The organism is Streptomyces sp. NPDC002181, assembly GCF_042890485.1.
GTDB lineage: Bacteria > Actinomycetota > Actinomycetes > Streptomycetales > Streptomycetaceae > Streptomyces.
Genome location: NZ_JBIASC010000005.1, coordinates 82,638 through 103,764, shown reverse-complemented (window position 1 = coordinate 103,764; position 21,127 = coordinate 82,638). Strand labels below are relative to the sequence as shown.

The following is a 21,127-nucleotide window of genomic DNA, read 5'->3' as shown; positions in this document are numbered from 1 at the left end:
ATGGGGCTGTTCGGGAACGCGCACACTGTCGATCCGGTGTCGGCGCAGCGGGACTACGCGCGGCTGCTCGGGCAGGGAGAGCAGGTGCACGCCGCGTACCTGTTGATACGCGACACGATCCTGTTCACCGACCGGCGGCTCGTGCTCGTCGACAAGCAGGGGCTCACCGGGAAGAAGGTGGAGTACCACTCCATCCCGTACCGGAGTATCACGCACTTCTCCGTGGAGACCGCCGGGCACTTCGATCTCGACGCCGAGCTCAAGATCTGGCTGTCGGGGAGCGCGACGCCGATCGAGAAGACCTTCACCAAGGGCGTGGACATCTACGAGGTGCAGGCCGTCCTCACGCAGTTCGTCGCACGATAGGGGCGTGGGGCGCTTCTTCCGCCTGGCTCCGCGCTCTGCTGAACCTGATTCGGTCATAGGGTGGGATTTGAGAATCCTGTACTGTCGACCCCAGGTTTTCAGGGGATGTGGGAGGAAAATCGCGTGGATGACATCGACCGGGCGCTCGTCCGCCGCTTGCAGCAGGACGCGGGCCAGTCGTACGCCGCCCTCGGCACCGCCGTGGGGCTCTCGGCCGGAGCGACCCACGAACGCGTGCGCAAGCTGCGCGAGCGCGGGGTCATCCGGCGCACGACGGTCGAGGTGGATCCCGCGGCCGTCGGCAGCGGGGTGCTCGCGTACGTGATGGTCGACTCCAACGCCTGGATGGGGGACTCGAAGGAGGCCTTCGAGGCGATCGCCGAGATCCAGGAGGCGCACATCATCGCGGGGAGCGCCTCGGTCCTGGTCAAGGTGCGCACGGCCACGACCGAACAGCTCCAGGACGTCCTGCGCCGCCTCTACGCCGTCGACGGCGTCAGCGGTACGCACGCCACCGTCGTGCTGGACACCTTCTTCGAGCGCCCGCTCCCGCTGTGACCTGGCGGTGCACCGGCATCCGGTGGAGCGGCGGCGTTCCCGCCATCGGGTGGTGCGCCGAGGGGCGAGGCGAGCGCGACAGTCCGCTCGCGTACGGGCAGAGGCTGGCGTTCGAGGCCCGCGGGGAGCGCCGGTGCCTCGGTGTGCGGCGGGCCGGGAAGCGGACCCCGTGCCCTACGGCCGCCGCCGTTCCCGGCCGGGCCGGCAACGCCCAGTGCCCCGAATGCGCCCGTCTGGACCGGTCCTTCTCGGTGGCCGCCGACACCAACGCCGCCGATCCGCGCACCTACCGCGTCTACCTGGCATGGTTCGGGCCCGAGATGGTCAAGGTCGGCATCACCGCCGAGGAGCGCGGCCCGGTCCGGCTGCTGGAGCAGGGGGCGGTGACCTGGAGCTGGCTGGGGCGGGGGCCGCTGATGGCCACCCGCCGTACCGAGGAGCTGCTGCGGGCCGCCCTGGGCGTGCCGGACCGGATCGCGTACGCCCGCAAGCGCGCCGTACGAGGCCACCTGCCGGCGGCGGCCGACCGGGCCCGGGAGGTCGCGGAGCTGCACGCCAGGGCCGCGGCCCTGCCGGGGTGGCCGGAGTCGCTGGAGCGCCTGGAGTGCGAAATCGACGATCACGCAGGGCCGTTCGGGCTGGACGGGCTGCCCGCCCCGGCCCGGGTGGTCACCGCGATGGCCCCCGGCGGGGCGGTCGTGGGCCGGCTCGTCGGTGCGGCCGGTCCGGATCTGCATTTCGCGGACGGCCTCGTGGTGGACAGCCGGCTGCTCGCCGGCTGGGAGCTCGTCGCCCCCGACGCCGACGCCACGACCGCCGTACGCGTCGCCGAACTGCCACCGCTCGCCGCCCCCGGAGGGCAGGACGGGCTGTTCTGAACCACCGCGGCCGCCGCCCTCGTCGCCACCAGGACGTCCAAGGTCAAAACTTGGATCCCTTTGGGCTCCCGGGCCCCGTTCCGGTGGACATGCCGGGGGGCTGCTGCGGAAGGTGGTGGGCATGAGCATCCAGCCCGTACCCGCCTTCGAACCGCCGTACGTGATGGCGGTTTTCAGCAACATCCGCACGCCTGACGACACCGGATACCCGGAAGTCCTCGACCGGATGCAAGAGATCGTGAGCGCCAACCCGGGCTTCCTCGGCTACGAGTCCGCCCGCACCCCCGGAGGCCTCGGCATCACCGTCGCCTACTTCCGCGACCACGAGTCCCTCGCCCAGTGGCGGCAGGACCTGGAGCACCAGGCGGCCATGAAGAAGGGCCGCGCCGACTGGTACGAGAGCTACACCCTGCACGTCGCGACCGTCGAACGGAGCCACGGCTTTGCCCGCAACGGCTGACGCGGTCCGCGCCTTCCGGGAGCGGCTCGGGCTGCCCGGACTGGTCGACGTCCACACGCACTTCATGCCCGAGCGGGTCCTGGCGAAGGTGTGGGACTACTTCGACGCCTTCGGACCGCTGAACGGCGTCGAGTGGCCCATCACCTACCGGCACGAGGAGGAGCAGCGGGTCGCGCTCCTGCGGGAGTTCGGAGTCCGGGCCTTCACCTCCATGCTCTACCCGCACAAGCCGGCGATGGCCGCCTGGCTCAACTCCTGGTCCGCCGATTTCTCGGCCCGGACCCCCGACTGTCTGCACACCGCGACCTTCTTCCCCGAGGAGGGGGCCGGGGCGTACGTCCGCCAAGCCGTCGAAGCCGGGGCCCGGGTCTTCAAGGCGCACCTCCAGGTCGGCGGGTACGACCCGAACGACGACCTGCTCGACCCCGTCTGGGGGCTGCTCACCGAGGCGGGCATCCCGACGGTGATCCACTGCGGATCGGGGCCGGTCCCGGCCAAGCACACCGGACCCGAGCCGATCGCCCGGCTGCTGGCCCGCCACCCCCGGCTCCCCTTGATCGTCGCGCACATGGGCATGCCCGAGTACGCCGACTTCCTGGTCCTCGCCGACCGGTACGCCGCGGTGCGCCTCGACACCACCATGGCCTTCACCGATTTCTCCGAGCGGTTCCGCAGCTTCCCGGACACCGAGCTCGGGCGGCTCGCGGACCTCGGCGACCGGATCCTGCTCGGCACCGATTTCCCGAACATCCCGTACCCCTACGAGCACCAGCTGGAGGCACTGGAACGGCTAGGCCTCGGCGACGACTGGCTGCGCGCGGTCTGCCACGACAACGGGGCCCGGCTGTTCCGGCTGGTCTGAGCGGTGTGCCCGGCAGCACCGGGGTTTCTCAGGGAATTCACAGGTAGGGACAAGAACGCTCTCAGAGGCCGCGGTCAGCGTGGTCGCATGACTGCGACGACCACCGCCCACGCGTCCACGTCCACCAGCAACCCGACGGCCCTCGTCCGGCCGGACGGCGGCCCCTGCCGGGTACTCGTCGTCGACGACGAGGCCTCGCTCTCCGAGCTGCTCTCCATGGCCCTGCGCTACGAGGGCTGCGAAGTCCGCAGCGCGGGCGACGGGGCCGGCGCGGTGCGGGCCGCGCGGGAGTTCCGCCCGGACGTCGTGGTCCTCGACATCATGCTGCCCGACATGGACGGTCTCGCCGTCCTCGGGCAGCTGCGCCGGGAGATCCCGCAGCTCCCGGTGCTGTTCCTGACCGCGAAGGACTCCGTCGAGGACCGCATCGCGGGCCTGACGGCGGGCGGCGACGACTACGTCACCAAGCCGTTCAGTCTGGAGGAGGTCGTGGCCCGGCTGCGCGGCCTGGTCCGCCGCTCGGGCGCGGCGCAGGCCGCCCGCGGGGGCTCCGTCCTCGCCGTCGGCGACCTGCGGCTCGACGAGGACAGTCACGAGGTGTCCCGGGGCGGCCGGGAGATCCACCTGACCGCCACCGAGTTCGAGCTGCTGCGCTACCTGATGCGCAACCCGCGGCGCGTGCTGAGCAAGGCGCAGATCCTGGACCGGGTGTGGTCGTACGACTTCGGCGGCCAGGCCAACGTCGTCGAGCTGTACATCTCCTACCTGCGGCGCAAGCTGGAGAGCGGCCCCGGCTACCCGCCGATGATCCACACCCGGCGCGGCGCCGGCTACCTGATCAAGCCGGCCGAGTAGTGGCCCGCCGCCCGCCGCGGCCGCTGCGCGCCTCCCGCCCGCTCCGCTTCTTCCGCCCGGTCCGCTCCTGGTCCCTGCGGGCCCGGCTCGTCGTCTCGGCGGTGGCGCTGATCGCCGTGGTGGGCACGGCCATCGGGGCCGTCACCACCCTCGCGCTGCGCTCGTACCTGGTCGACAAACTCGACGACCAGCTGAGGGTCTCCGTGGAGATGGGCATCCGCAAGCCCCTCGGGGAGAAGGAGGTCCGCGACAAGGACGACAAGTTCGTCCTGGCCCCCGGATCCCCGCTGGGCGCCGCCGGAATCCGTCTCCTCGCCGACGGCACCGTCGCCAGTACGGCCCGCAGCGCCGCCCTCGGCGGGCCGGGGTACGACCACATCCAGCGCCTGACCGCGGCCCAGACCGATGCCCTGGCGAAGGCCGCCCGCAAGGCCGCCGGTCAGGGCATGCCGGGCGCCGTGAACCTGGACCTGCCTGACCTCGGGGCGTACCGGGTGCTCACCGCTCCGGACGGGAGCCTGATCCTCGGCTTCCCGCTCGCCGAGGTCGACTCCACCGTGAGCACGCTGATCGCCGTGGAAGTCTTCGTCACCCTCGCCGGGCTGATCGCGGCCTCCCTCGCCGGGCAGGCCCTGGTCGGGGTCGCCCTGCGCCCGCTGCGCCGAGTGGCGGCCACCGCCACCCGCGTCTCCGAACTCCCCCTGCACAGCGGCGAACCCGCCCTCCACGAGCGGGTCCCGGACGCCGAGGCCGACCCCCGTACCGAGGTGGGACAGGTCGGAGCCGCCCTCAACCGGATGCTGGGGCACGTCTCCTCCGCCCTCACGGCCCGCCAGCAGAGCGAGACCCGGGTCCGTCAGTTCGTCGCGGACGCCAGCCACGAGCTGCGCACCCCCCTCGCCTCCATCCGCGGCTACGCCGAACTGACCCGCAGGGGACGCGAGGAGCCCGGCCCCGACACCCGCCACGCCTTGGGCCGCATCGAGTCCGAGGCCACCCGGATGACCGGCCTCGTCGAGGACCTGCTGCTGCTCGCCCGGCTCGACGCCGGCCGCCCCCTCAGCTCCGAGGACACCGACCTCGCCCCGCTCGTCGTCGACGCCGTCAGCGATGCGCGGGCCGCCGGCCCCGAACACCACTGGCGCCTTGAGCTCCCCGACGAGCCCGCGCCCATCCGTGCCGACCCGGCCCGGATCCAGCAGGTCCTGGTCAACCTGCTCGCCAACGCCCGCACGCACACCCCGCCCGGCACCACCGTCACGGCCCATGTTTCACGTGAAACATCCGCCGCCCGGCTGAGGATCGAGGACGACGGGCCGGGAATCCCGGCCGCCCTGCTCCCCCACGTCTTCGAACGGTTCGCCCGTGGTGACGCCTCCCGTTCCCGGGCTGCGGGCTCCACCGGCCTGGGGCTGGCCATCGTCGAGGCCGTCGTGACGGCGCACGGTGGACAGGTGGACGTACGGAGCGAGCCGGGCCGCACCTGCTTCGAGGTCCTGCTCCCGCTGGCCCCGGACCAGACCTCGGGCAAGGACACCCGGGCGGGCTTCCGGACGGACTCACAGACGGGGCACAGGCTCACCACACAGCGGTGACAGCCCGCCCGGAGAAGGTCGGTACATGCGAACCGACACCTCCTCCGGCGCCCTTCCGGCACGGGCGCACCTCGCGCCCGTGCCCGGTGAGCCCGTACTCGACGTGGTGATCCCGGTCTTCAACGAGGAGAAGGACCTCGGCCCCTGCGTGCGCCGGCTCCACGACCACCTCACCCGTACGTTCCCGTACCCGTTCCGCATCACGATCGCCGACAACGCGAGCACCGACCGCACCCCCGAGGTCGCGGCCGCCCTCGCCGCCGCGGTCGACGGCGTGCGCAGTACCCGGCTGGAGGAGAAGGGCCGAGGCAGGGCGCTGCGGACGGTCTGGTCCGACTCCGAGGCGCCCGTCCTCGCGTACATGGACGTGGACCTGTCCACCGACCTCAACGCGCTGCTCCCGCTGGTCGCCCCGCTCATCTCCGGGCACTCCGACCTCGCCATCGGCACCCGTCTCGCCCGCTCCTCGCGCGTGGTGCGCGGAGCCAAGCGCGAGTTCGTCTCCCGCGCCTACAACCTGCTCCTGCGCTCCTCCCTCTCCGCCCGCTTCAGCGACGCCCAGTGCGGGTTCAAGGCCATCCGGCGGGAGGTCGCCGAGCGGCTGCTGCCGCTGGTGGAGGATTCGGGCTGGTTCTTCGACACCGAACTGCTGGTCCTCGCCGAGCGGGCCGGGCTGCGGATCCACGAGGTCCCCGTGGACTGGGTGGACGACCCGGACTCCACCGTCCACATCGTCAGCACCGCCACCGAGGACCTCAAGGGCATGTGGCGGGTGGGCAGGGCCCTCGCAGTCGGCGCGCTGCCGCTCGACAGGCTCGCCCGCCCCTTCGGCGACGACCCGCGCGACCGCAGCGCCCTGCCCGGAGTGCCGCGCGGGCTGGCCCGCCAGCTCCTGGGCTTCTGCGCCGTCGGGGTGCTGTCCACGCTGGTCTACCTCGCCCTGTACTCCCTCTTCCGGCTCGGCGCCGGACCGCAGCTCGCCAACGCCGGAGCCCTGCTGGTATCCGCCGTCGCCAATACCGCCGCCAACCGCCGGCTCACCTTCGGGGTCCGCGGCCGGGACCAGGCCGTACGGCACCAGGCCCAGGGCCTCGTCGTGTTCGGCGTCGGACTGGCCCTGACCAGCGGATCGCTCGCCGCGCTCGGCGCGGCCACCTCCGCGCCCTCCCACAGCACCGAACTGGCCGTACTGATCACGGCCAACCTCGCCGCGACCGTGCTGAGGTTCCTGCTCTTCCGCGCCTGGGTCTTCCCCGAGCGGCGCGCCACTCCCGCGAAGGACGACAACCGATGACCACGGCCGTACCACCCATGGACTCCCCGTTCCCCGAACGGGCCCCGACCGCCCGGACCGCGCCGACCGCGCCCGGCTCCGAGCCCGGCTCCGCGGCCGGTACCACGACCGCCGGACGTCCCCGCTGGGAGCGGCCCGCGTACGTGGCGCTCCTGCTGGCCACCGCCGTCCTGCTGCTGTGGAACCTGGGCGCCTCCGGCTACGCCAACTCCTTCTACTCCGCAGCGGTCCAGGCGGGCAGCGAGAGCTGGAAGGCCTTCTTCTTCGGCTCCTCCGACGCCGGGAACTCCATCACCGTCGACAAGCCCCCGGCCGCCCTGTGGCCCATGGCCCTGTCCGTCCGGCTGTTCGGGCTCGGCGGCTGGCAGATCCTCGTCCCGCAGGCCCTGATGGGCGTCGGCACCACCGCCGTGCTCTACGCCGCCGTACGGCGTCACTTCGGGCCCGCGGCCGCACTGATCAGCGGCGCGGTCTTCGCGCTCACCCCGGTCGCCGCGCTGATGTTCCGGTTCAACAACCCGGACGCGCTGCTCGCCCTGCTCATGACCGTCACCGTCTACTGCGTGCTGCGCGCCCTCGACGGCGCCCACACCAAGTGGCTCGTCTGGGCGGGCGTCGCGGTCGGCTTCGCCTTCCTGACCAAGACCCTCCAGGCCTTCGTCATCCTGCCTCCGCTCGCCCTCGTCTACGCGGTCTGCGCGCCGACCCGGCTGCGCCGGCGGCTCGGCCAGCTGCTGCTCGCCGGAGCCGCCATGGTGGTGGCCGGCGGCTGGTGGGTGGCGATCGTGGAACTCTGGCCCGCCTCCTCCCGCCCGTACATCGGCGGCTCGCAGAACAACTCCTTCCTGGAACTCACCCTCGGGTACAACGGCCTCGGCCGGATCAACGGCAACGAGACCGGCAGCGTAGGCGGCGGAGCCCGCCCCGGCGGAGGCGGCGGGGGCGGGGGCGGCTGGGGAGAGACCGGCATCGCCCGGCTCTTCTCGGCCAACATCGGCGGTCAGATCTCCTGGCTGCTCCCGGCGGCCCTGGTCATGCTCGTCACAGGACTCGTGATCACCTGGCGGGCCCGCCGGTCCGCCGACTCCCTGGAGGGCATGGCCCGGGCGGCGTTCCTGGTGTGGGGTGGCGCCCTGCTGACCACGGGGCTCGTCTTCAGCTACATGCAGGGCATCTTCCACGAGTACTACACGGTGGCGCTGGCGCCGTTCGTGGCCGCGCTGGTCGGCATGGGCGTGGCCATGCTGTGGGAGGAGCGGGGCGGCAGGGCCGCCGCGATCACCCTGTCCGGCACCCTCGCCCTGACCGCCTGGTGGTCGTACGTCCTGCTCGGCCGTTCGACCGGCTACCTGCCCTGGCTGCGCTGGACGGTGCTCGCGGCCGGTCTCGTCGCCGCCGCCGGCCTGCTGGTCGGCTCCCGGCTCGGCCGGCGGTTCGCGCTGGGCGCGGCGGGGCTGGGGCTGGCGGCGGGGCTGGCCGGCCCGCTCGCGTACTGCCTGACGACCGTGGACTCCACGCGCGGCGGGTCGATCGTGACGGCCGGCCCGGCGGTCTCGGGCGGCCGGGGCGGAATGGGCGGCATGGGCATGCGCTTCGGCGGCGGTGAACTCCCGCCGGGCGCCCTCCCGCAGGGGATGCCGCAGGGCGCCCCGCAGCAGGGCGGGCCCGGAGGCGGCGGCTCGCAGGGCGGTTCCCGGCAGTTCCCCGGCGGTCAGGGATTCCCCGGCGGTCAGGGTTTCCCCGGCGGCGGGCGCGGTGCGCGCGGCATGGAGAACTCCGCGGGCGGCCCCGGCGGTGGCGGCGGCTTCGGCGGCCTGCTGAACGGTACGAAGGCCGGCAAGGAGGCCACGGCCGCCCTGCGCAAGGACGCGGGGAAGTACACCTGGGCGGCGGCCGCCGTCGGCGCGCAGAACGCGGCGAGCTACCAGCTGGCCTCCGGCGAGCCGGTGATGCCGATCGGCGGTTTCAACGGCAGCGACCCGTCCCCGACGCTCGCCAAGTTCCAGGAGTACGTGCGCGCCGGGAAGATCCACTACTTCGTCGGTGAGGGCGGCGGCTCGGGCGGCGAGGCCCAGGGCATGCGCGGCGGCCCGGGCGGCGGTCAGGGTGGCGGCCCTGGCGGCGGTCAGGGCGGAGGCCCGGGTGGTGGCACCAGCAGCGCCATCACGAGCTGGGTCAAGGCCAACTTCAAGGCCACCACGCTCGGTGGAGCCACCTTCTACGACCTGACCGCCCCCCTGAACGGCACGTCCGCCCCGTCCTGAACCTGCCGGAACGCGGGAGGCACCCTCTAGCATCAAGTGGGCGGACCGGGCATTCCGGGCTGATCCAGTTGTCGTGAGGAGGGTGCCTCCATGGTGACCACGGCCGATCCCGGCGCTTCCCGGACCAGCGTGTGGCTGGCCCCCCGGCACTCCGCACCCGCCAGGCGCCGCAGCGAGGCGCCCTCGGGCCTCGACCGGGACCGGATCACCGGAGCCACCGTCCGGCTGCTCGACGCCGAGGGGCTGGCCCGGTTCTCGATGCGGCGGCTCGCGGCCGGGCTCGGGGTCACCGCGATGTCCCTGTACTGGTACGTCGACACCAAGCACGACCTGCTCGAACTCGCCCTGGACAGGGCCCTGGGCGAGCTCCCGCTGCCCCGCAGCGCCCCGGCCGATCCGGCCGCACCCCCCGCGCCGCCCCAGGACGGCTGGACCGGCCGGCTGAGGTCGCTGGCCTGCGGGTACCGGCGGCTGCTGGCGGAGCACCCGTGGGTGGCCCCGCTGACCGCCGCCTACCCCAACATCGGCCCGCACGCCCGCGCCTTCGACTCCGCCTTGCAGCGGCTGCTCGACGCCACCGGCCTGGCGGGTGCCTGCCGGACCGGCGCGCACCTGGCCGTGTCGCAGTTCCTGCACGGCTGCGGCGGCGTCGCCCGGCGGGCGCCCGACGGGGACTTCGCCCTCGCGCTCGACGTCCTGATCGCGGGCATCGAGGCCAAGGCCGCCGCCCGGCCGGGGGCATAGGAAACCCCCGCCGGGCACCGCTCCCGTCCTGTCAGAGGGGAGGGGCGGCCCGACGGGGGCCGGCGGGTACCGCTCGCCGTCGCTACTCCGCGGTGGCCGCGGCCGCAGCCGGGGCCGTCGCCACCGACGCCGACGCCGTCGGCGCGTGGGACGCGGGCTTCGACTTCAGCGCGACCTCCTTGATGAACAGCACCAGGACGAGCCCGAGCAGCGCGAACGGCGCCGCGTAGAGGAAGACGTCGCCGACGCCGTGCCCGTACGCGGACTCGATGACCGTGCGGAACGGCGCGGGCAGCTTGTCGAGGTCGGGGATCCCTCCGCTGGCGGTGCCGCCGTGGCCCATCGCCGCCGCCTTCGGACCGAGTTCGGCCAGCCCGTCCTTGACGTACTGGGTGACCCGGTTGGCCATGACCGCGCCGAGCGCCGAGACGCCCATGGCGCCGCCGAGCGAGCGGAAGAAGGTGACGACCGAGCTGGCCGAGCCCAGGTCCTCGGGGGCCACCTGGTTCTGGGTGGCGAGGACGAGGTTCTGCATCATCATGCCGAGACCGAGGCCGGTCAGCGCCATGTAGATCGCGATGTGCCAGTACGGGGTGTCGTACCGCAGGGTGCCCAGCAGACCGAGACCGGCCGTCAGAAGGACGCCGCCGGAGACGAGCCAGGCCTTCCACTTACCGGTCTTGGTGATCACCTGACCGGAAACCGTGGAGGAGACGAAGAGTCCGCCGATCATCGGAATCGTGAGGATTCCGGACATCGTGGGGGACTCGCCGCGGGCCAACTGGAAGAACTGGCTGAAAAACACCGTGCCCGAGAACATCGCGATGCCGACGAACAGGGAGGCGGCCGAGGCGAGGGTGATGGTCTTGTTGCGGAACAGGCGCAGCGGGATGATCGGGTCGCTCGCCTTGGACTCGACCAGGAGGAAGAGCAGGCCGAGGAGGACGGCGCCGCCGGTCATGGCCGCGGTGGTCCAGGAGATCCAGTCGTACGAGTCGCCGGCCTGCGTGACCCAGATCAGGAGCAGGGACACGGCCCCGCTGATCAGGAAGGCGCCGAGCCAGTCGACCTTGACGTCGCGGCGGACGACCGGGAGGTGCAGGGTCCGCTGGAGGACGATCAGGGCGATGATCGCGAACGGCACGCCGACGTAGAAGCACCAGCGCCAGCCGAGCCACGAGGTGTCGGTGATGACTCCGCCGAGCAGCGGGCCGCCGACGGTGGCGACGGCGAAGACCGCGCCGAGGTAGCCGCTGTACCGGCCGCGCTCGCGCGGGGAGATCATCGCGGCCATCACGATCTGGGCGAGGGCGGAGAGGCCGCCGACGCCGATGCCCTGGACGACGCGGCAGGCGATGAGCATGCCGGTGTTCTGGGACAGGCCCGCCACGACGGAGCCGAGGACGTAGATCACCAGGGATATCTGGACCAGCAGCTTCTTGCTGAAGAGGTCGGACAGCTTGCCCCAGAGCGGGGTCGCGGCCGTCATCGACAGCAGGGCGGCGGTGACGACCCAGGTGTACGAGGACTGCGTGCCCCCGAGGTCGCTGATGATCTGGGGCAGGGCGTTGGAGACGATCGTGGACGACAGGATCGCCACGAACATGCCCAGCATCAGGCCGGACAGCGCCTTCATGATCTGGGCGTGGGTCATGGGGGCGTGGGAGCCGGGGGCGGACGCGGGGTCGGACGTGGTCTCCGACCGGCTGCCTCCCTGCACACCGGTGGGTGCGGTGGTCGCCATGTGTTTCCTTTGTCTAGAAGCTCGATCGGAGCCGGGTCAGCAAGGTGTTGAGTACGTCGATGTCGTGCGGGGACCAGTCGGCCAGGGCCTTTTCCAGCGCACCGGTGTAGCGGGCGCCGACCTCGGCGAGGAGGGCGTGGCCGGCCGGGGTGAGCCGCAGGATGCGGCAGCGGCCGTCGCCGGGGTCGATGTCGCGGGTGATCCACCCGCGGTCGGCGACGTGGGCGACGTGGCGGCTGGTCACCGAGATGTCGATGGCCATGAGGTCGGCGAGGCGGCTGAGCCGGATTTCGCCGTGGCGGTCGAGCAGGGTGAGGACGGCGGCGGAGCCGGGCGGGCAGTCCGGGGGGAGCAGGCGGGCCAGGTCCCGCTTGACCGCACCGATGCCGGTGAGCTGGCGGGCCAGCTCTTCGTAGCGGGTGGTGGGGGTGTGTGGCGCGGGCGGCGCCGGTGGCGCTTGCAGCGTCTGGGCTTCGGTGGTCATGGGGCTCCCCCCTCCCTTTCCTCGTCACGGATGTTGTTGCTTAGGGCAACCATAGGATCGATTGGTTGCTACAGGCAAATGAATAGGGGGGTGGGGGCGGTAAAGGAATCGGAAAACCCGCTAGGGTCCTGAGGCATGGCTGCGAACCACAACTCACAGGGACCCGAGGGCAACTACGACCCCGCGGGCAGCACTCAGATGTTCCGGGCGTTCGTCGAGGAGGCCGCCCCGGCCGGACCGGGGCCGGGGCAGGGGCCCGTGGCTCCGGGGTCCCGCCGGCGCCAGGCCGCGCAGGGCTCCGGCTCGAAGGCCGGGCTGTGGCTGGGGGTGGGGGTCGCCGCCCTGGTGCTGATCGGGCTGGTGGCCTGGCTGGCCCTGTAGCCCCCGGGAAGGCCGGAGGGGCCGGGCGGGCCGGAAGGGCCTGAGCGGCCTGAGGTGGCGGAAGGGCCTGAGGTGGCGGAAGGGCCTGAAGGGCCGGAACGGCCCGAGGGGTGCGGCGCCGCCCTCACGTCCAGGTCGCCGTGGCCTTCCGGGTTTCCACGTGCATGCCCAGGGGGACCCGCCAGGACTCCACGCAGACCGTGTAGGTCTGCGCCTTCGTCGTGCCGCCGGGGACGGGGGCGGGGAGCGGCTGGACGGTGTCCATCGTCGCCCAGTCGATGCCCAGCGCGCCGATGATGTGCGTCGAGAACGTCACCGTTCCTGAAGTGGCCGGTTTCGTTCCCGTGTTGGTGAACGCCACGGTGACCCTCTCGCACCACCGGTCCGCCGCCGGGGCGCGGGTCGGCGGGCCCAGCGTCAGGTTCGCCGGCGTGCCCGGGGGCGTGGTCCCCGGGGCGGGGGCGGGGGGCTTCGAGGTGGGCGGAGGCTGCTCCGGCGGAGGCTGGGGCGGCTGTGCGGTCCCGGCCGGGGTGGCCGGGGATCCGCCCGGGGCGGAGGCCGCGGCACTCCCCTGGGCCGGGGTACCGGGCGGCGTACTGCCTGCCGGGGCCGGGGCCGGGGCCGAGCGAGCGGGGCCGTCGCCCAGTGGCCGGAGTTCCACCGGGGCCTGCGGCGGTACGTTGTCGCCGGCCCGGCGCTCCGGGCCCGGGGCCACGGCTCCGGCGGCGGCGTAGCCGTCACGTGCCGGGCCGCCGCATCCCGTCAGGTACGCGGCGGCCAGAGCACAGCACAAGCTCGTCAGGGTGAGCGTTCGGCGGTCCACTCGCATCGCCGTAGTTTCACTGACCCTGCGTCAGGTGGGAACCCTTCGGTCGGGGCTACTCGCCGATCAGGCCTACGCGCAGCTGTGCCAGCGTGCGCGTCAGCAGCCGGGAGACGTGCATCTGGGAGATGCCGACCTCCTCGCCGATCTGCGACTGCGTCATGTTCGCGAAGAACCGCAGCATGATGATCTGCCGTTCCCGGGGCGGGAGTTTGGCGAGCAGCGGCTTGAGCGACTCGCGGTACTCGACGCCCTCCAGCGCGGTGTCCTCGTACCCGAGGCGGTCCGCGAGCGAGCCCTCGCCGCCCTCGTCCTCGGGGGAGGGCGAGTCGAGCGAGGAGGCGGTGTACGCGTTGCCCACGGCGAGGCCGTCGACGACGTCCTCCTCGGACACCCCGAGCACGGCCGCCAGTTCCGGCACCGTCGGCGAGCGGTCCAGCTTCTGGGCGAGCTCGTCGCTGGCCTTGGTGAGGGCGAGGCGCAGCTCCTGGAGGCGGCGCGGGACGCGCACGGACCAGGAAGTGTCCCTAAAGAATCGTTTGATCTCGCCCACGACGGTCGGCATCGCGAACGTCGGGAACTCCACGCCGCGTTCGCAGTCGAACCGGTCGATCGCCTTGATCAGGCCGATCGTGCCGACCTGGACGATGTCTTCCATCGGCTCGTTGCGGCTGCGGAAGCGGGCGGCCGCGTACCGCACCAGCGGCAGGTTCAGCTCGATCAGGGTGTCGCGTACGTACGCCCGTTCGGGGCTGTCCACGTCCAGGGCGGCAAGTCGCTGGAAGAGGGAGCGGGAGAGGGTGCGGGTGTCGATGGCTTCCGAGCGGACAGGCGCTGCAGGCAGTGCAGGCACTGCAGGCGCTGCCGGTGCTTCGCTCTTGACGAGCGTGAGCACCTTGGAGCTGCCCTGGTCTACGGACATGCCACCCCCTTGAGGTCGCGGACGGTCGCGTACTGCGCGCCCGTCGGAGGAACGCAGCCTCCACCTGAATACCGGAGGCGGAGCTGCGGCAAACGCGGTTCCAGCAGAATGTCACATGTCGGCAACACGCTGTAGCGCCAAGTCGACATATATCTCCAGCGACAGAGCGGAATGAGCCCATTCCGTGGGAAACGGCGGAACGACGTCCACCCGTTCCAGCTACGCCTCGATCCTGTTTGCGGATCGGAGCCGGGCGAAGCTGCGCGCGAGCAGCCGCGACACGTGCATCTGGGACACGCCGAGCTCCGCGCTGATCTGCGACTGCGTCAGATTGTTGTAGTACCGCAGCAGCAGGATCCTTTGTTCACGTTCGGGCAGCTGTACGAGGAGGTGGCGTACGAGGTCGCGGTGCTCGACCCCGGCCAGCTCCGGGTCCTCGTAGCCGAGCCGGTCCAGCAGGCCCGGCAGCCCGTCGCCCTCCTGGGCGGCCTCCAGCGAGGTGGCGTGGTACGAGCGGCCGGCCTCGATGCAGGACAGCACCTCGTCCTCGGTGATCCGCAGCCGCTCGGCGATCTCGGGGGTCGTGGGCGTGCGCCCGTGCAGGGTGGTGAGGTCCTCGGTGGCCGCGTTCACCTGGACCCACAGCTCGTGGAGCCGGCGCGGCACGTGGACGGTGCGGACGTTGTCGCGGAAGTACCGCTTGATCTCGCCCACGACGGTCGGCATGGCGAACGTCGGGAACTGCACCCCGCGGTCGGGGTCGAACCGGTCGATCGCGTTGATGAGGCCGATCGTGCCGACCTGGACCACGTCCTCCATCGGCTCGTTGCGGCTGCGGAAGCGGGCGGCCGCGTACCGGACGAGCGGAAGGTTCGCCTCGATGAGGGCCCCGCGCACCCGGTGGTGCTCGCTCGTGCCCGGCTGAAGGCCCTTCAGCTGCCCGAACAGGACCTGGGTGAGCGCCCGGGTGTCCGCGCCCCGGCTCTGCGGTCTCGGGGGCGCCGGAGGCTCCGCGGGGGGATCCTGCTGGGGCGGGACCTGGGAGTCCTGCGGTGCGTCCGGTGAGGGGCCCTGGGCCGAGCCCGGGGCCGAAGCCTGGGAGGCGCCCTGGAGGGCGCTCTGGGAGGGGCCCCGGGGGGGACGCGGGGAGGAGTCCTGCTGGGGCTCCTGCTGGGGTGGCACCTGAGGCGCAGTACTGGCCGGCACGGTCACGCCACCCCTTCATGTCAACTCATCCGTCAAAAGCGGTCATAGCATCACAAGACATGTGCACTGTGTGCAAGCACCGTATATCGCCGTGTTGAGGGCAAGTTGGGCATAATGGGGTGTTTTGGGCAAGGTAATTACAGGGGTGCGGGAACGCGAAAGCCCCCCACCCGTCGGAGTGGGGGGCCGGTCAGTCGAAAGGCCGCGTCAGCGTACGGGTCAGCGCACCAATTCGGTCATGAACGCGCCGATGCCGTGGGCGGCGTCCGATATGCCCTGGAAACCTATTTTGACGATGTCGGCGGCCTTGACCGGCTGGGTGATGATCACGAAGAGCACGAACACGACGAGCCCACTCATGATCATCTTCTTGGTGTCCATCAGCGGTGTCGGCCTCCCCAACCGGTACTGCCAAGTCGGGTGAGTCTAACCGTTCGTCTTCGGACACTCACCAGGCCTTTATGGACCAATGACCCGGCGGTCCGGGTCCTTTGCCGCAGTACGGGAGGGTGGGGGTGGAGCAGTATTGAGGGCGAGCCCACCGGTTCTGGCAGGAAATCGGTGGGTGAGGGACAGGACCTCACTGCGGGGTCCGAGCCGCGAGCTTCCCCCTGACTGCGGCCCGGACTGGCAGGTTCCGTCCTCGTCGGGGGAAGTGGCTTGTCCCCCCGATGCCACTTCCCCCGCCCGTACGTGGAAGGCCCCGACCCCGGTCGGGGCCTTCTTCGCGTCCTGCGGGAGGGCGGCGGCCGTCCGCGGCTGCCGCGGCCGGCTACTGGATGGCGCCGAGCAGGTCCAGGAGGGGTGCCACGGGGGCGATCGCGGGGTCCAGGTCGTTCGGCAGCTGCGTCAGCCGGCCGAGCTTGTCCAGCTCGTTCAGCTTCCCGCCGATCTCCTGGACGGAACCGGGCGTGGCCCCCTGCGGCATGCCCGGGGCCGCCTGCGGCAGGTCCGGGAGGGTGATCGGGGCCGGGGCGGCGGCGGAGGCGGCGGGAGCGGCGAGGCCCGCGGCGGCCCCCGCGAGGGCGAAGGCGGCGAGCATGCGCTGGGTCTTGGTCATGCCGTCACAACGGCCGAGCGGGGCGCGCGGTCACGCGGGCGTCATCCGTAAAGACGCGTCGGCACGCTCGGCACGCTCGGCACACGGCGGGGCGCGGCGGGGCAGGGGGCGGCAGAGGACGTCCGGGAAAACGCCGAGAGCCCCGTCCCTTGCGGGGCGGGGCTCTCGAACGAAGCGGTAGTGGAGGGATTTGAACCCCCGATGGGTTGCCCCATACTCGCTTTCGAGGCGAGCTCCTTCGGCCACTCGGACACACTACCGAGATGGATCCTAGCCTAAGGATCGGCATCAAATGAAATCGATACCGCCGAGCTCCTTCAACGGTCGCGGAAGAAGTCCGTCAGCTGCCGCGCGCACTCCTGCGCGAGCACGCCGCGGATCACCTCCGGACGGTGGTTGAGCCTGCGGTCCCGTACGAGGTCCCAGAGCGACCCCGCGGCACCCGCCTTCTCGTCGTCGGCGCCGTAGACGACCCGGGCCACGCGCGACTGCACGAGCGCGCCCGCGCACATCACGCACGGCTCCAGGGTCACCACGAGGGTGCACCCCGGAAGCCGCCATTCCCCGAGCCGGGCGGCCGCCCGGCGCAGCGCCAGCACCTCGGCGTGCGCCGTGGGGTCGCCGGTGGCCTCGCGCTCGTTGTACCCGGTGGCGAGGAGTTCCCCGTCCGGGCCCAGCACGACGGCGCCGACCGGCACGTCGCCGGCCGGCACCGCCCGGGCGGCCTCCGCGAGCGCGAGGCGCATGGAGTCCCGCCACGGGTCCCGTACGGGATCGGGGCCGTGCGGGGGGTGGTGCGTGGTGATCACTAGCGGACGGCCTCCAGCACCTCGGTGGCGCCGAGGGACTCGGCGATCTCCGAGAGGGCGTCCCCGTCGAGGGTCATCAGTTGTTTGTTGCTGACGCCGAGGTCGTCCAGCAGCCGGGGGTCGCCGAGCGGGCCGGCGGGTACCGGTTCCGCACCGGGCGAGTCCTCCTCGTCCTCGTCGTCGGCATCGGTGAACGCGGCGATCGTTTCCTCCTCGCCGTCCTCGGTGCCGTCCAGGTCCAGTTCGTCGAGTTCGTCGTCCTCCTCGTCGCTGCCCAGCAGCTCGTCGGTCAGCATCGAGCCGTAGGAGCTGCGGGAGGCCGCGGAGGCGTTCGACACGAAGTACCGCGGGTCCTCCTCGCCGTCCACGCGGACGACGCCGAACCAGGCGTCCTCCTGCTCGATGAGGGCGACCACCGTGTCGTCGTCGACAGCGGCGGACCGGGCGAGATCGATCAGATCACTGAGGGACTCGACGTCGTCGAGTTCCATGTCGCTCGCTTCCCACCCGTCTTCGGTGCGCGCGAGCAGTGCGGCGAAATACACCGTGACTCTCCCACTGGTCATAGGCGTGCCGGTTGGAGGTCCCCCCGGCCGGAGGTGGGGAGGGTTGGAACGGCTGTCCTGCTCGCCGTTCGTGCCCCGCCCAATCGGCATCGTGGCAGAAAGCGCGGCTTTGCGAGAGGTCTTCGGCGCTTGCGTCGTCCCGTGCCGTGCGCTCAGCGGGCTGCGCGGGGGCCGTACGGGGGCTGCCGGGGCGCGCTGCGGCGGCCGCGCGGGGGCTCCGCGATCCCGCCTGCGGCGTCGGCGCGGCGAACGCCGGCGCGGGGCGGGCCGGGCCGGCACGGGGCGGCACGGAGGGCGTACGGGCCCGACGGCCGGGGCTGGGAGGGGCGGGCCGGGGCGGCGGGCCGGGGCGGACCGGGGCTGGTCACCAGCGGACCGGGGCGGGTCACCAGCGGAACGTGCGCATGCGCATCTGCTGGCGCATGCGGGCCGCGCGGGCGCGGCGGGGCTGGACGCGGTCGCGCAGGGCCCGCGCCTCCATCAGATCGCGCAGGAACTGCGCGCGGCGCGCTCTGCGCTGCGCCGCCGTCTCCGGCTGCTCAGGCGCGTCGTCGCCCCGGCTCGGCTGCGTGTCGGGCATCGGCCACCACCCCGGCTGATCCGGTCGTCCTCCTCCGCCGGCGCGAAGCAGACCCCCCGCACCCCACCTTCCCCCGGATGGGGCGATTGATGCCACCCTTTCGTAGCGCTTTCGCAGCTCAGACGGGTGCTGCGCCGTGTTGCGCGCCGTCCGGCAGGGTCGGGACGACCGCCACGGGACCGTGCGCGTGGTGCAGGACAGCGTGGGCCACCGAGCCGATCATCAGGGACCCGAGACTGCGCCGGGGGTGATGACGGCCCACCACCACCAGGGCCGCCGACCGGGAGGCCGTCACCAGCCGCTCCGCCGCATCGCCCGGGGCCGCCGCCTGCTCCACCGGCACCTGCGGCCAGCGGGCCCGGAACGGCGCCAGCCGCTCCGTCTGGGAGCGCAGCATCTCCCGCTCCGCCGGCACCGCGTTCCCGTCGTCGGCCAGGCCTTCCGGCGGGATCACCTGGAAGGGGGCGTCCACCACCACCACCGGCGCCGGCGGGATCGCGTACGCGGAGACCACCTGGACGGTGGTCCCCCGTGCGGCCGCTTCCGCGAAGGCGAAGGCCACCACGTCGTCCGCCGTCTCCGCGGCGTGCAGGCCGAGCACCACCCGCCCGCCGGACGGCCCGTCCCCGGCCTCGGCGCTGCGCTGCGCGTGCGGGACCACCACCACCGGGCACACCGCCGAGGAGGCCACGGCGCGGCTGTTCGAGCCGAGCAGCAGGGCCGCGAAGCCGCCGCGCCCCCGGGAGCCCATCACCACCATCAGGGCCTCCTCAGCGGTCACCCGCAGGGCCTCGGGCACCGAGCCCTCCAGAGCCTCGTACCGCACCTCGGCCGGCAGCTCGGCGGCCCCGGCGAGGATGTCCCGCACGTGCTCCCCGACGGGGTCGGCGTACTCCTGCGGCTGCGAGGGGTCGGCGAGGGAGGAGCGGCGCGCCGCGTACAGCTGGGAGCTGTCGGGCAGCACGTGCGCGACCACGAGCGGGGCGCCGCGGCGCAGCGCCTCGGTCCGTGCCCATTCCAGCGCTTTGAGGCTGTGATCGGATCCGTCGACCGCCGCGACCACCGGTGCGTTGCTCATCCGTCCAGCGTGCTGGGCGCCCGGGCGGGTCGCATCCGCAGGGGATCCGGTACGGATCGGGAACGGATCGGGTGGGGATCCGCGGGCGGCGGTGCGGGTTCGGACGCGCGGGGGTGCGCGCACCGCGTAGCCTTTTGACCGTGGGTCGCGAAAAGGTGCGGCCGTTTTTGCAGGTCGCAGGTCGAAACCCGGCAGCTGAGCCTTGGAGGATGTTGTGCGTTTGCAGGTCGTCGATCACCCCTTGGTGGCGCACAAACTGACCACCCTGCGCGACAAGCGCACCGACTCCCCCACCTTCCGCCGGCTCGCCGACGAGCTGGTGACCCTCCTCGCGTACGAGGCCACCCGCGACGTGCGCACCGAGCAGGCCGACATCGTCACGCCGGTCGGGCCCACCACCGGCGTGAAGCTCTCGCACCCGCGCCCGCTGGTCGTGCCGATCCTGCGCGCCGGCCTCGGCATGCTGGACGGCATGATGCGGCTGCTGCCGACCGCCGAGGTGGGCTTCATGGGCATGGTCCGCAACGAGGAGACCCTGGAGGCCTCCACGTACGCGACGCGCATGCCGGAGGACCTCTCCGGGCGTCAGGTGTACGTCGTCGACCCGATGCTGGCCACCGGCGGCACGCTCGTCGCGGCGATCCAGGAACTGATCAAGCGCGGCGCGGACGACGTGACCGCCGTGGTGCTGCTGGCCGCTCCCGAGGGCGTCGAGGTCATGGAGCGCGACCTCGCGGGAACGCCGGTGACGGTCGTGACGGCCGCGGTGGACGAGCGGCTCAACGAGCACGGCTACATCGTTCCGGGCCTGGGCGACGCGGGCGACCGCATGTACGGCTCGGCCGAGTAGGACCCGAGGGACGAAACGGCCGGCCGCCCCGGGAGGGGGCGGCCGGCCGTTCGCGTTCGTTCGTCCGTCGTCGGGTCAGCAGGTCTTGGCGGGCGCGGGCTGGGGGTTGGCCAGCAGGTACAGCTCCTTGTCCGCCGCCTCCTTCGGGCTCAGCTCCTTGAAGGCGTCGCCGAGGATGAGGTCGATGTCCGCGCCCTCCCGGGCGTCGGTCTGCTGGGTATCGCCTTCGAGCTGGGTGCCCAGTACGGAGAAGGCCGCCTTGTCGGTCTTGGGCGAGCCGAGCAGTATCCCCGTACCGGGGACCTTCTTGTCGAAGTCGGCGGGTGCGTTGCCGACCTTGCCGATGGTGAAGCCGCGTTTCTTCAGCTCGTCGCCCACCGCCTTGGCGAGCCCGGCGCGCGGGGTCGCGTTGTAGACGTTGACCGTGATCTCGCCGGGCTGGGGCAGGGCCACGGCCGGCTTGGCCGCGGCGGGGCTGGCGGCCGCCGCGGCGGCGCCCGCCCTGGGCTTCGGGGTCGCGCAGTCCTTGCCCGCGGCCTGGTGTTTGCCGCTGCCGCCCTCGCCTCGGAACACGTTCATGAGCTGCACGGATCCATAGCCGAGCAGGGCCAGACCGAGGACTGCTCCGAGCACGGTGAGGACGATCCGGCGGCGCCGCCGCGGTCGGCTCATACGGGGGTAGGCAGCACCCGTGACGCGGTACTTTCCGCCCATGCCGGGGGGAGTGAGCATGCTCATGGGCGCAGCG

General features: G+C 72.4%; 24 protein-coding genes and 1 tRNA gene. 12 read left to right on the top strand and 13 right to left on the bottom strand.

Annotated features, from left to right (window positions below):
- The 10 genes from ACFYXV_RS15495 (at position 1) to ACFYXV_RS15450 (ending at position 9,876) form a co-directional block, all read left to right on the top strand.
- Positions 1 to 366: a PH domain-containing protein gene (locus tag ACFYXV_RS15495; protein ID WP_383336779.1), complete on the top strand. Its 366-nt coding sequence runs from the start codon at positions 1 to 3 to the stop codon at positions 364 to 366.
- 123 nt (positions 367 to 489) lie between these two features.
- The gene (locus ACFYXV_RS15490; protein WP_383497720.1) at positions 490 to 924 is read left to right on the top strand and encodes an Lrp/AsnC family transcriptional regulator; all 435 of its coding nucleotides are present in this window, start codon (positions 490 to 492) and stop codon (positions 922 to 924) included.
- A complete protein-coding gene (locus ACFYXV_RS15485; protein WP_389383121.1) occupies positions 921 to 1,802 on the top strand; it encodes a DUF2797 domain-containing protein in 882 nt (293 codons plus the stop codon). The genes ACFYXV_RS15490 and ACFYXV_RS15485 overlap by 4 nt, the downstream gene beginning before the upstream one ends.
- Positions 1,803 to 1,923: 121 nt before the next feature.
- Positions 1,924 to 2,262, top strand: a complete 339-nt coding sequence (locus ACFYXV_RS15480) for an antibiotic biosynthesis monooxygenase family protein (RefSeq protein ID WP_385463842.1) — start codon at positions 1,924 to 1,926, stop codon at positions 2,260 to 2,262.
- Positions 2,246 to 3,124: an amidohydrolase family protein gene (locus ACFYXV_RS15475; protein WP_389383120.1), complete on the top strand. Its 879-nt coding sequence runs from the start codon at positions 2,246 to 2,248 to the stop codon at positions 3,122 to 3,124. The genes ACFYXV_RS15480 and ACFYXV_RS15475 overlap by 17 nt, the downstream gene beginning before the upstream one ends.
- 87 nt (positions 3,125 to 3,211) lie before the next feature.
- Entirely contained in the window at positions 3,212 to 3,979 is a 768-nt protein-coding gene (locus ACFYXV_RS15470) for a response regulator transcription factor (protein ID WP_048476651.1), read from the top strand.
- Between the two features lie 23 nt (positions 3,980 to 4,002).
- Positions 4,003 to 5,574 carry a sensor histidine kinase gene (locus ACFYXV_RS15465; protein ID WP_389383318.1) on the top strand — a complete coding sequence of 524 codons (1,572 nt, stop codon included), beginning with the start codon at positions 4,003 to 4,005 and terminating at the stop codon, positions 5,572 to 5,574.
- 25 nt (positions 5,575 to 5,599) lie between these two features.
- Complete coding sequence (locus tag ACFYXV_RS15460; protein WP_385463849.1) at positions 5,600 to 6,868, top strand: glycosyltransferase; 1,269 nt, start codon at positions 5,600 to 5,602, stop codon at positions 6,866 to 6,868.
- The gene (locus tag ACFYXV_RS15455) at positions 6,865 to 9,132 is read left to right on the top strand and encodes an ArnT family glycosyltransferase (protein ID WP_389383119.1); all 2,268 of its coding nucleotides are present in this window, start codon (positions 6,865 to 6,867) and stop codon (positions 9,130 to 9,132) included. The genes ACFYXV_RS15460 and ACFYXV_RS15455 overlap by 4 nt, the downstream gene beginning before the upstream one ends.
- A gap of 90 nt (positions 9,133 to 9,222) precedes the next feature.
- Positions 9,223 to 9,876, top strand: a complete 654-nt coding sequence (locus ACFYXV_RS15450; RefSeq protein WP_389383117.1) for a TetR/AcrR family transcriptional regulator — start codon at positions 9,223 to 9,225, stop codon at positions 9,874 to 9,876.
- Between the two features lie 82 nt (positions 9,877 to 9,958).
- On the opposite strand, the gene ACFYXV_RS15445 is transcribed toward ACFYXV_RS15450, so the two are convergent.
- Positions 9,959 to 11,620, bottom strand: coding sequence for an MDR family MFS transporter (locus tag ACFYXV_RS15445; RefSeq protein WP_389383115.1), 1,662 nt, complete (start codon positions 11,618 to 11,620; stop codon positions 9,959 to 9,961).
- A gap of 13 nt (positions 11,621 to 11,633) precedes the next feature.
- Positions 11,634 to 12,104 carry a MarR family winged helix-turn-helix transcriptional regulator gene (locus ACFYXV_RS15440; RefSeq protein WP_383336753.1) on the bottom strand — a complete coding sequence of 157 codons (471 nt, stop codon included), beginning with the start codon at positions 12,102 to 12,104 and terminating at the stop codon, positions 11,634 to 11,636.
- 135 nt (positions 12,105 to 12,239) lie between these two features.
- On the opposite strand from ACFYXV_RS15440, the gene ACFYXV_RS15435 reads away from it, so the two are divergent.
- The gene (locus ACFYXV_RS15435; RefSeq protein ID WP_385463862.1) at positions 12,240 to 12,485 is read left to right on the top strand and encodes a hypothetical protein; all 246 of its coding nucleotides are present in this window, start codon (positions 12,240 to 12,242) and stop codon (positions 12,483 to 12,485) included.
- A 124-nt stretch (positions 12,486 to 12,609) separates the two neighbouring features.
- On the opposite strand, the gene ACFYXV_RS15430 is transcribed toward ACFYXV_RS15435, so the two are convergent.
- From ACFYXV_RS15430 to ACFYXV_RS15385, 10 genes are all read right to left on the bottom strand, one after another.
- Positions 12,610 to 13,278, bottom strand: a complete 669-nt coding sequence (locus tag ACFYXV_RS15430) for a hypothetical protein (RefSeq protein WP_389383114.1) — start codon at positions 13,276 to 13,278, stop codon at positions 12,610 to 12,612.
- 85 nt (positions 13,279 to 13,363) lie between these two features.
- Complete coding sequence (locus ACFYXV_RS15425) at positions 13,364 to 14,230, bottom strand: RNA polymerase sigma factor SigF (RefSeq protein WP_382986384.1); 867 nt, start codon at positions 14,228 to 14,230, stop codon at positions 13,364 to 13,366.
- A gap of 219 nt (positions 14,231 to 14,449) precedes the next feature.
- Positions 14,450 to 15,412 carry a SigB/SigF/SigG family RNA polymerase sigma factor gene (locus ACFYXV_RS15420; protein ID WP_385463869.1) on the bottom strand — a complete coding sequence of 321 codons (963 nt, stop codon included), beginning with the start codon at positions 15,410 to 15,412 and terminating at the stop codon, positions 14,450 to 14,452.
- A gap of 243 nt (positions 15,413 to 15,655) precedes the next feature.
- Positions 15,656 to 15,817, bottom strand: a complete 162-nt coding sequence (locus tag ACFYXV_RS15415) for a hypothetical protein (RefSeq protein WP_165937499.1) — start codon at positions 15,815 to 15,817, stop codon at positions 15,656 to 15,658.
- Positions 15,818 to 16,208: 391 nt separating this feature from the next.
- A complete protein-coding gene (locus tag ACFYXV_RS15410) occupies positions 16,209 to 16,496 on the bottom strand; it encodes a hypothetical protein (protein WP_385463873.1) in 288 nt (95 codons plus the stop codon).
- Positions 16,497 to 16,671: 175 nt separating this feature from the next.
- A tRNA-Ser gene (locus tag ACFYXV_RS15405) sits at positions 16,672 to 16,756 on the bottom strand.
- A gap of 57 nt (positions 16,757 to 16,813) precedes the next feature.
- A complete protein-coding gene (tadA, locus tag ACFYXV_RS15400; protein WP_383336738.1) occupies positions 16,814 to 17,305 on the bottom strand; it encodes a tRNA adenosine(34) deaminase TadA in 492 nt (163 codons plus the stop codon).
- Entirely contained in the window at positions 17,305 to 17,850 is a 546-nt protein-coding gene (locus ACFYXV_RS15395; protein ID WP_383336736.1) for a hypothetical protein, read from the bottom strand. Before ACFYXV_RS15395 ends, tadA begins: the two co-directional genes overlap by 1 nt.
- A gap of 406 nt (positions 17,851 to 18,256) precedes the next feature.
- On the bottom strand, positions 18,257 to 18,451 hold the full coding sequence (locus ACFYXV_RS15390) for a hypothetical protein (protein ID WP_383336733.1): 195 nt from the start codon (positions 18,449 to 18,451) through the stop codon (positions 18,257 to 18,259).
- A 118-nt stretch (positions 18,452 to 18,569) separates the two neighbouring features.
- The gene (locus ACFYXV_RS15385; RefSeq protein WP_385463878.1) at positions 18,570 to 19,529 is read right to left on the bottom strand and encodes a universal stress protein; all 960 of its coding nucleotides are present in this window, start codon (positions 19,527 to 19,529) and stop codon (positions 18,570 to 18,572) included.
- Positions 19,530 to 19,743: 214 nt separating this feature from the next.
- On the opposite strand from ACFYXV_RS15385, the gene upp reads away from it, so the two are divergent.
- Positions 19,744 to 20,379, top strand: coding sequence for a uracil phosphoribosyltransferase (gene upp, locus ACFYXV_RS15380; protein WP_030160225.1), 636 nt, complete (start codon positions 19,744 to 19,746; stop codon positions 20,377 to 20,379).
- 75 nt (positions 20,380 to 20,454) lie between these two features.
- Here the strand turns inward: upp and ACFYXV_RS15375 are convergent, their stop codons facing one another.
- Positions 20,455 to 21,117: a LytR C-terminal domain-containing protein gene (locus tag ACFYXV_RS15375; RefSeq protein WP_383336729.1), complete on the bottom strand. Its 663-nt coding sequence runs from the start codon at positions 21,115 to 21,117 to the stop codon at positions 20,455 to 20,457.
- Between the last annotated feature and the right edge of the window lie 10 nt (positions 21,118 to 21,127).

What these genes read in the sequence shown, in the direction of transcription:
- ACFYXV_RS15495 (WP_383336779.1), top strand. Translation starts at nt 1, where the DNA reads ATGGGGCTGTTCGGGAACGCGCACACTGTCGATCCGGTGTCGGCGCAG.
- ACFYXV_RS15480 (WP_385463842.1), top strand. Translation starts at nt 1,924, where the DNA reads ATGAGCATCCAGCCCGTACCCGCCTTCGAACCGCCGTACGTGATGGCG.
- ACFYXV_RS15470 (WP_048476651.1), top strand. Translation starts at nt 3,212, where the DNA reads ATGACTGCGACGACCACCGCCCACGCGTCCACGTCCACCAGCAACCCG.
- ACFYXV_RS15460 (WP_385463849.1), top strand. Translation starts at nt 5,600, where the DNA reads ATGCGAACCGACACCTCCTCCGGCGCCCTTCCGGCACGGGCGCACCTC.
- ACFYXV_RS15455 (WP_389383119.1), top strand. Translation starts at nt 6,865, where the DNA reads ATGACCACGGCCGTACCACCCATGGACTCCCCGTTCCCCGAACGGGCC.
- ACFYXV_RS15450 (WP_389383117.1), top strand. Translation starts at nt 9,223, where the DNA reads ATGGTGACCACGGCCGATCCCGGCGCTTCCCGGACCAGCGTGTGGCTG.
- ACFYXV_RS15445 (WP_389383115.1), bottom strand. Translation starts at nt 11,620, where the DNA reads ATGGCGACCACCGCACCCACCGGTGTGCAGGGAGGCAGCCGGTCGGAG.
- ACFYXV_RS15440 (WP_383336753.1), bottom strand. Translation starts at nt 12,104, where the DNA reads ATGACCACCGAAGCCCAGACGCTGCAAGCGCCACCGGCGCCGCCCGCG.
- ACFYXV_RS15435 (WP_385463862.1), top strand. Translation starts at nt 12,240, where the DNA reads ATGGCTGCGAACCACAACTCACAGGGACCCGAGGGCAACTACGACCCC.
- ACFYXV_RS15425 (WP_382986384.1), bottom strand. Translation starts at nt 14,230, where the DNA reads ATGTCCGTAGACCAGGGCAGCTCCAAGGTGCTCACGCTCGTCAAGAGC.
- ACFYXV_RS15415 (WP_165937499.1), bottom strand. Translation starts at nt 15,817, where the DNA reads ATGGACACCAAGAAGATGATCATGAGTGGGCTCGTCGTGTTCGTGCTC.
- ACFYXV_RS15410 (WP_385463873.1), bottom strand. Translation starts at nt 16,496, where the DNA reads ATGACCAAGACCCAGCGCATGCTCGCCGCCTTCGCCCTCGCGGGGGCC.
- ACFYXV_RS15390 (WP_383336733.1), bottom strand. Translation starts at nt 18,451, where the DNA reads ATGCCCGACACGCAGCCGAGCCGGGGCGACGACGCGCCTGAGCAGCCG.
- ACFYXV_RS15385 (WP_385463878.1), bottom strand. Translation starts at nt 19,529, where the DNA reads ATGAGCAACGCACCGGTGGTCGCGGCGGTCGACGGATCCGATCACAGC.
- ACFYXV_RS15375 (WP_383336729.1), bottom strand. Translation starts at nt 21,117, where the DNA reads ATGAGCATGCTCACTCCCCCCGGCATGGGCGGAAAGTACCGCGTCACG.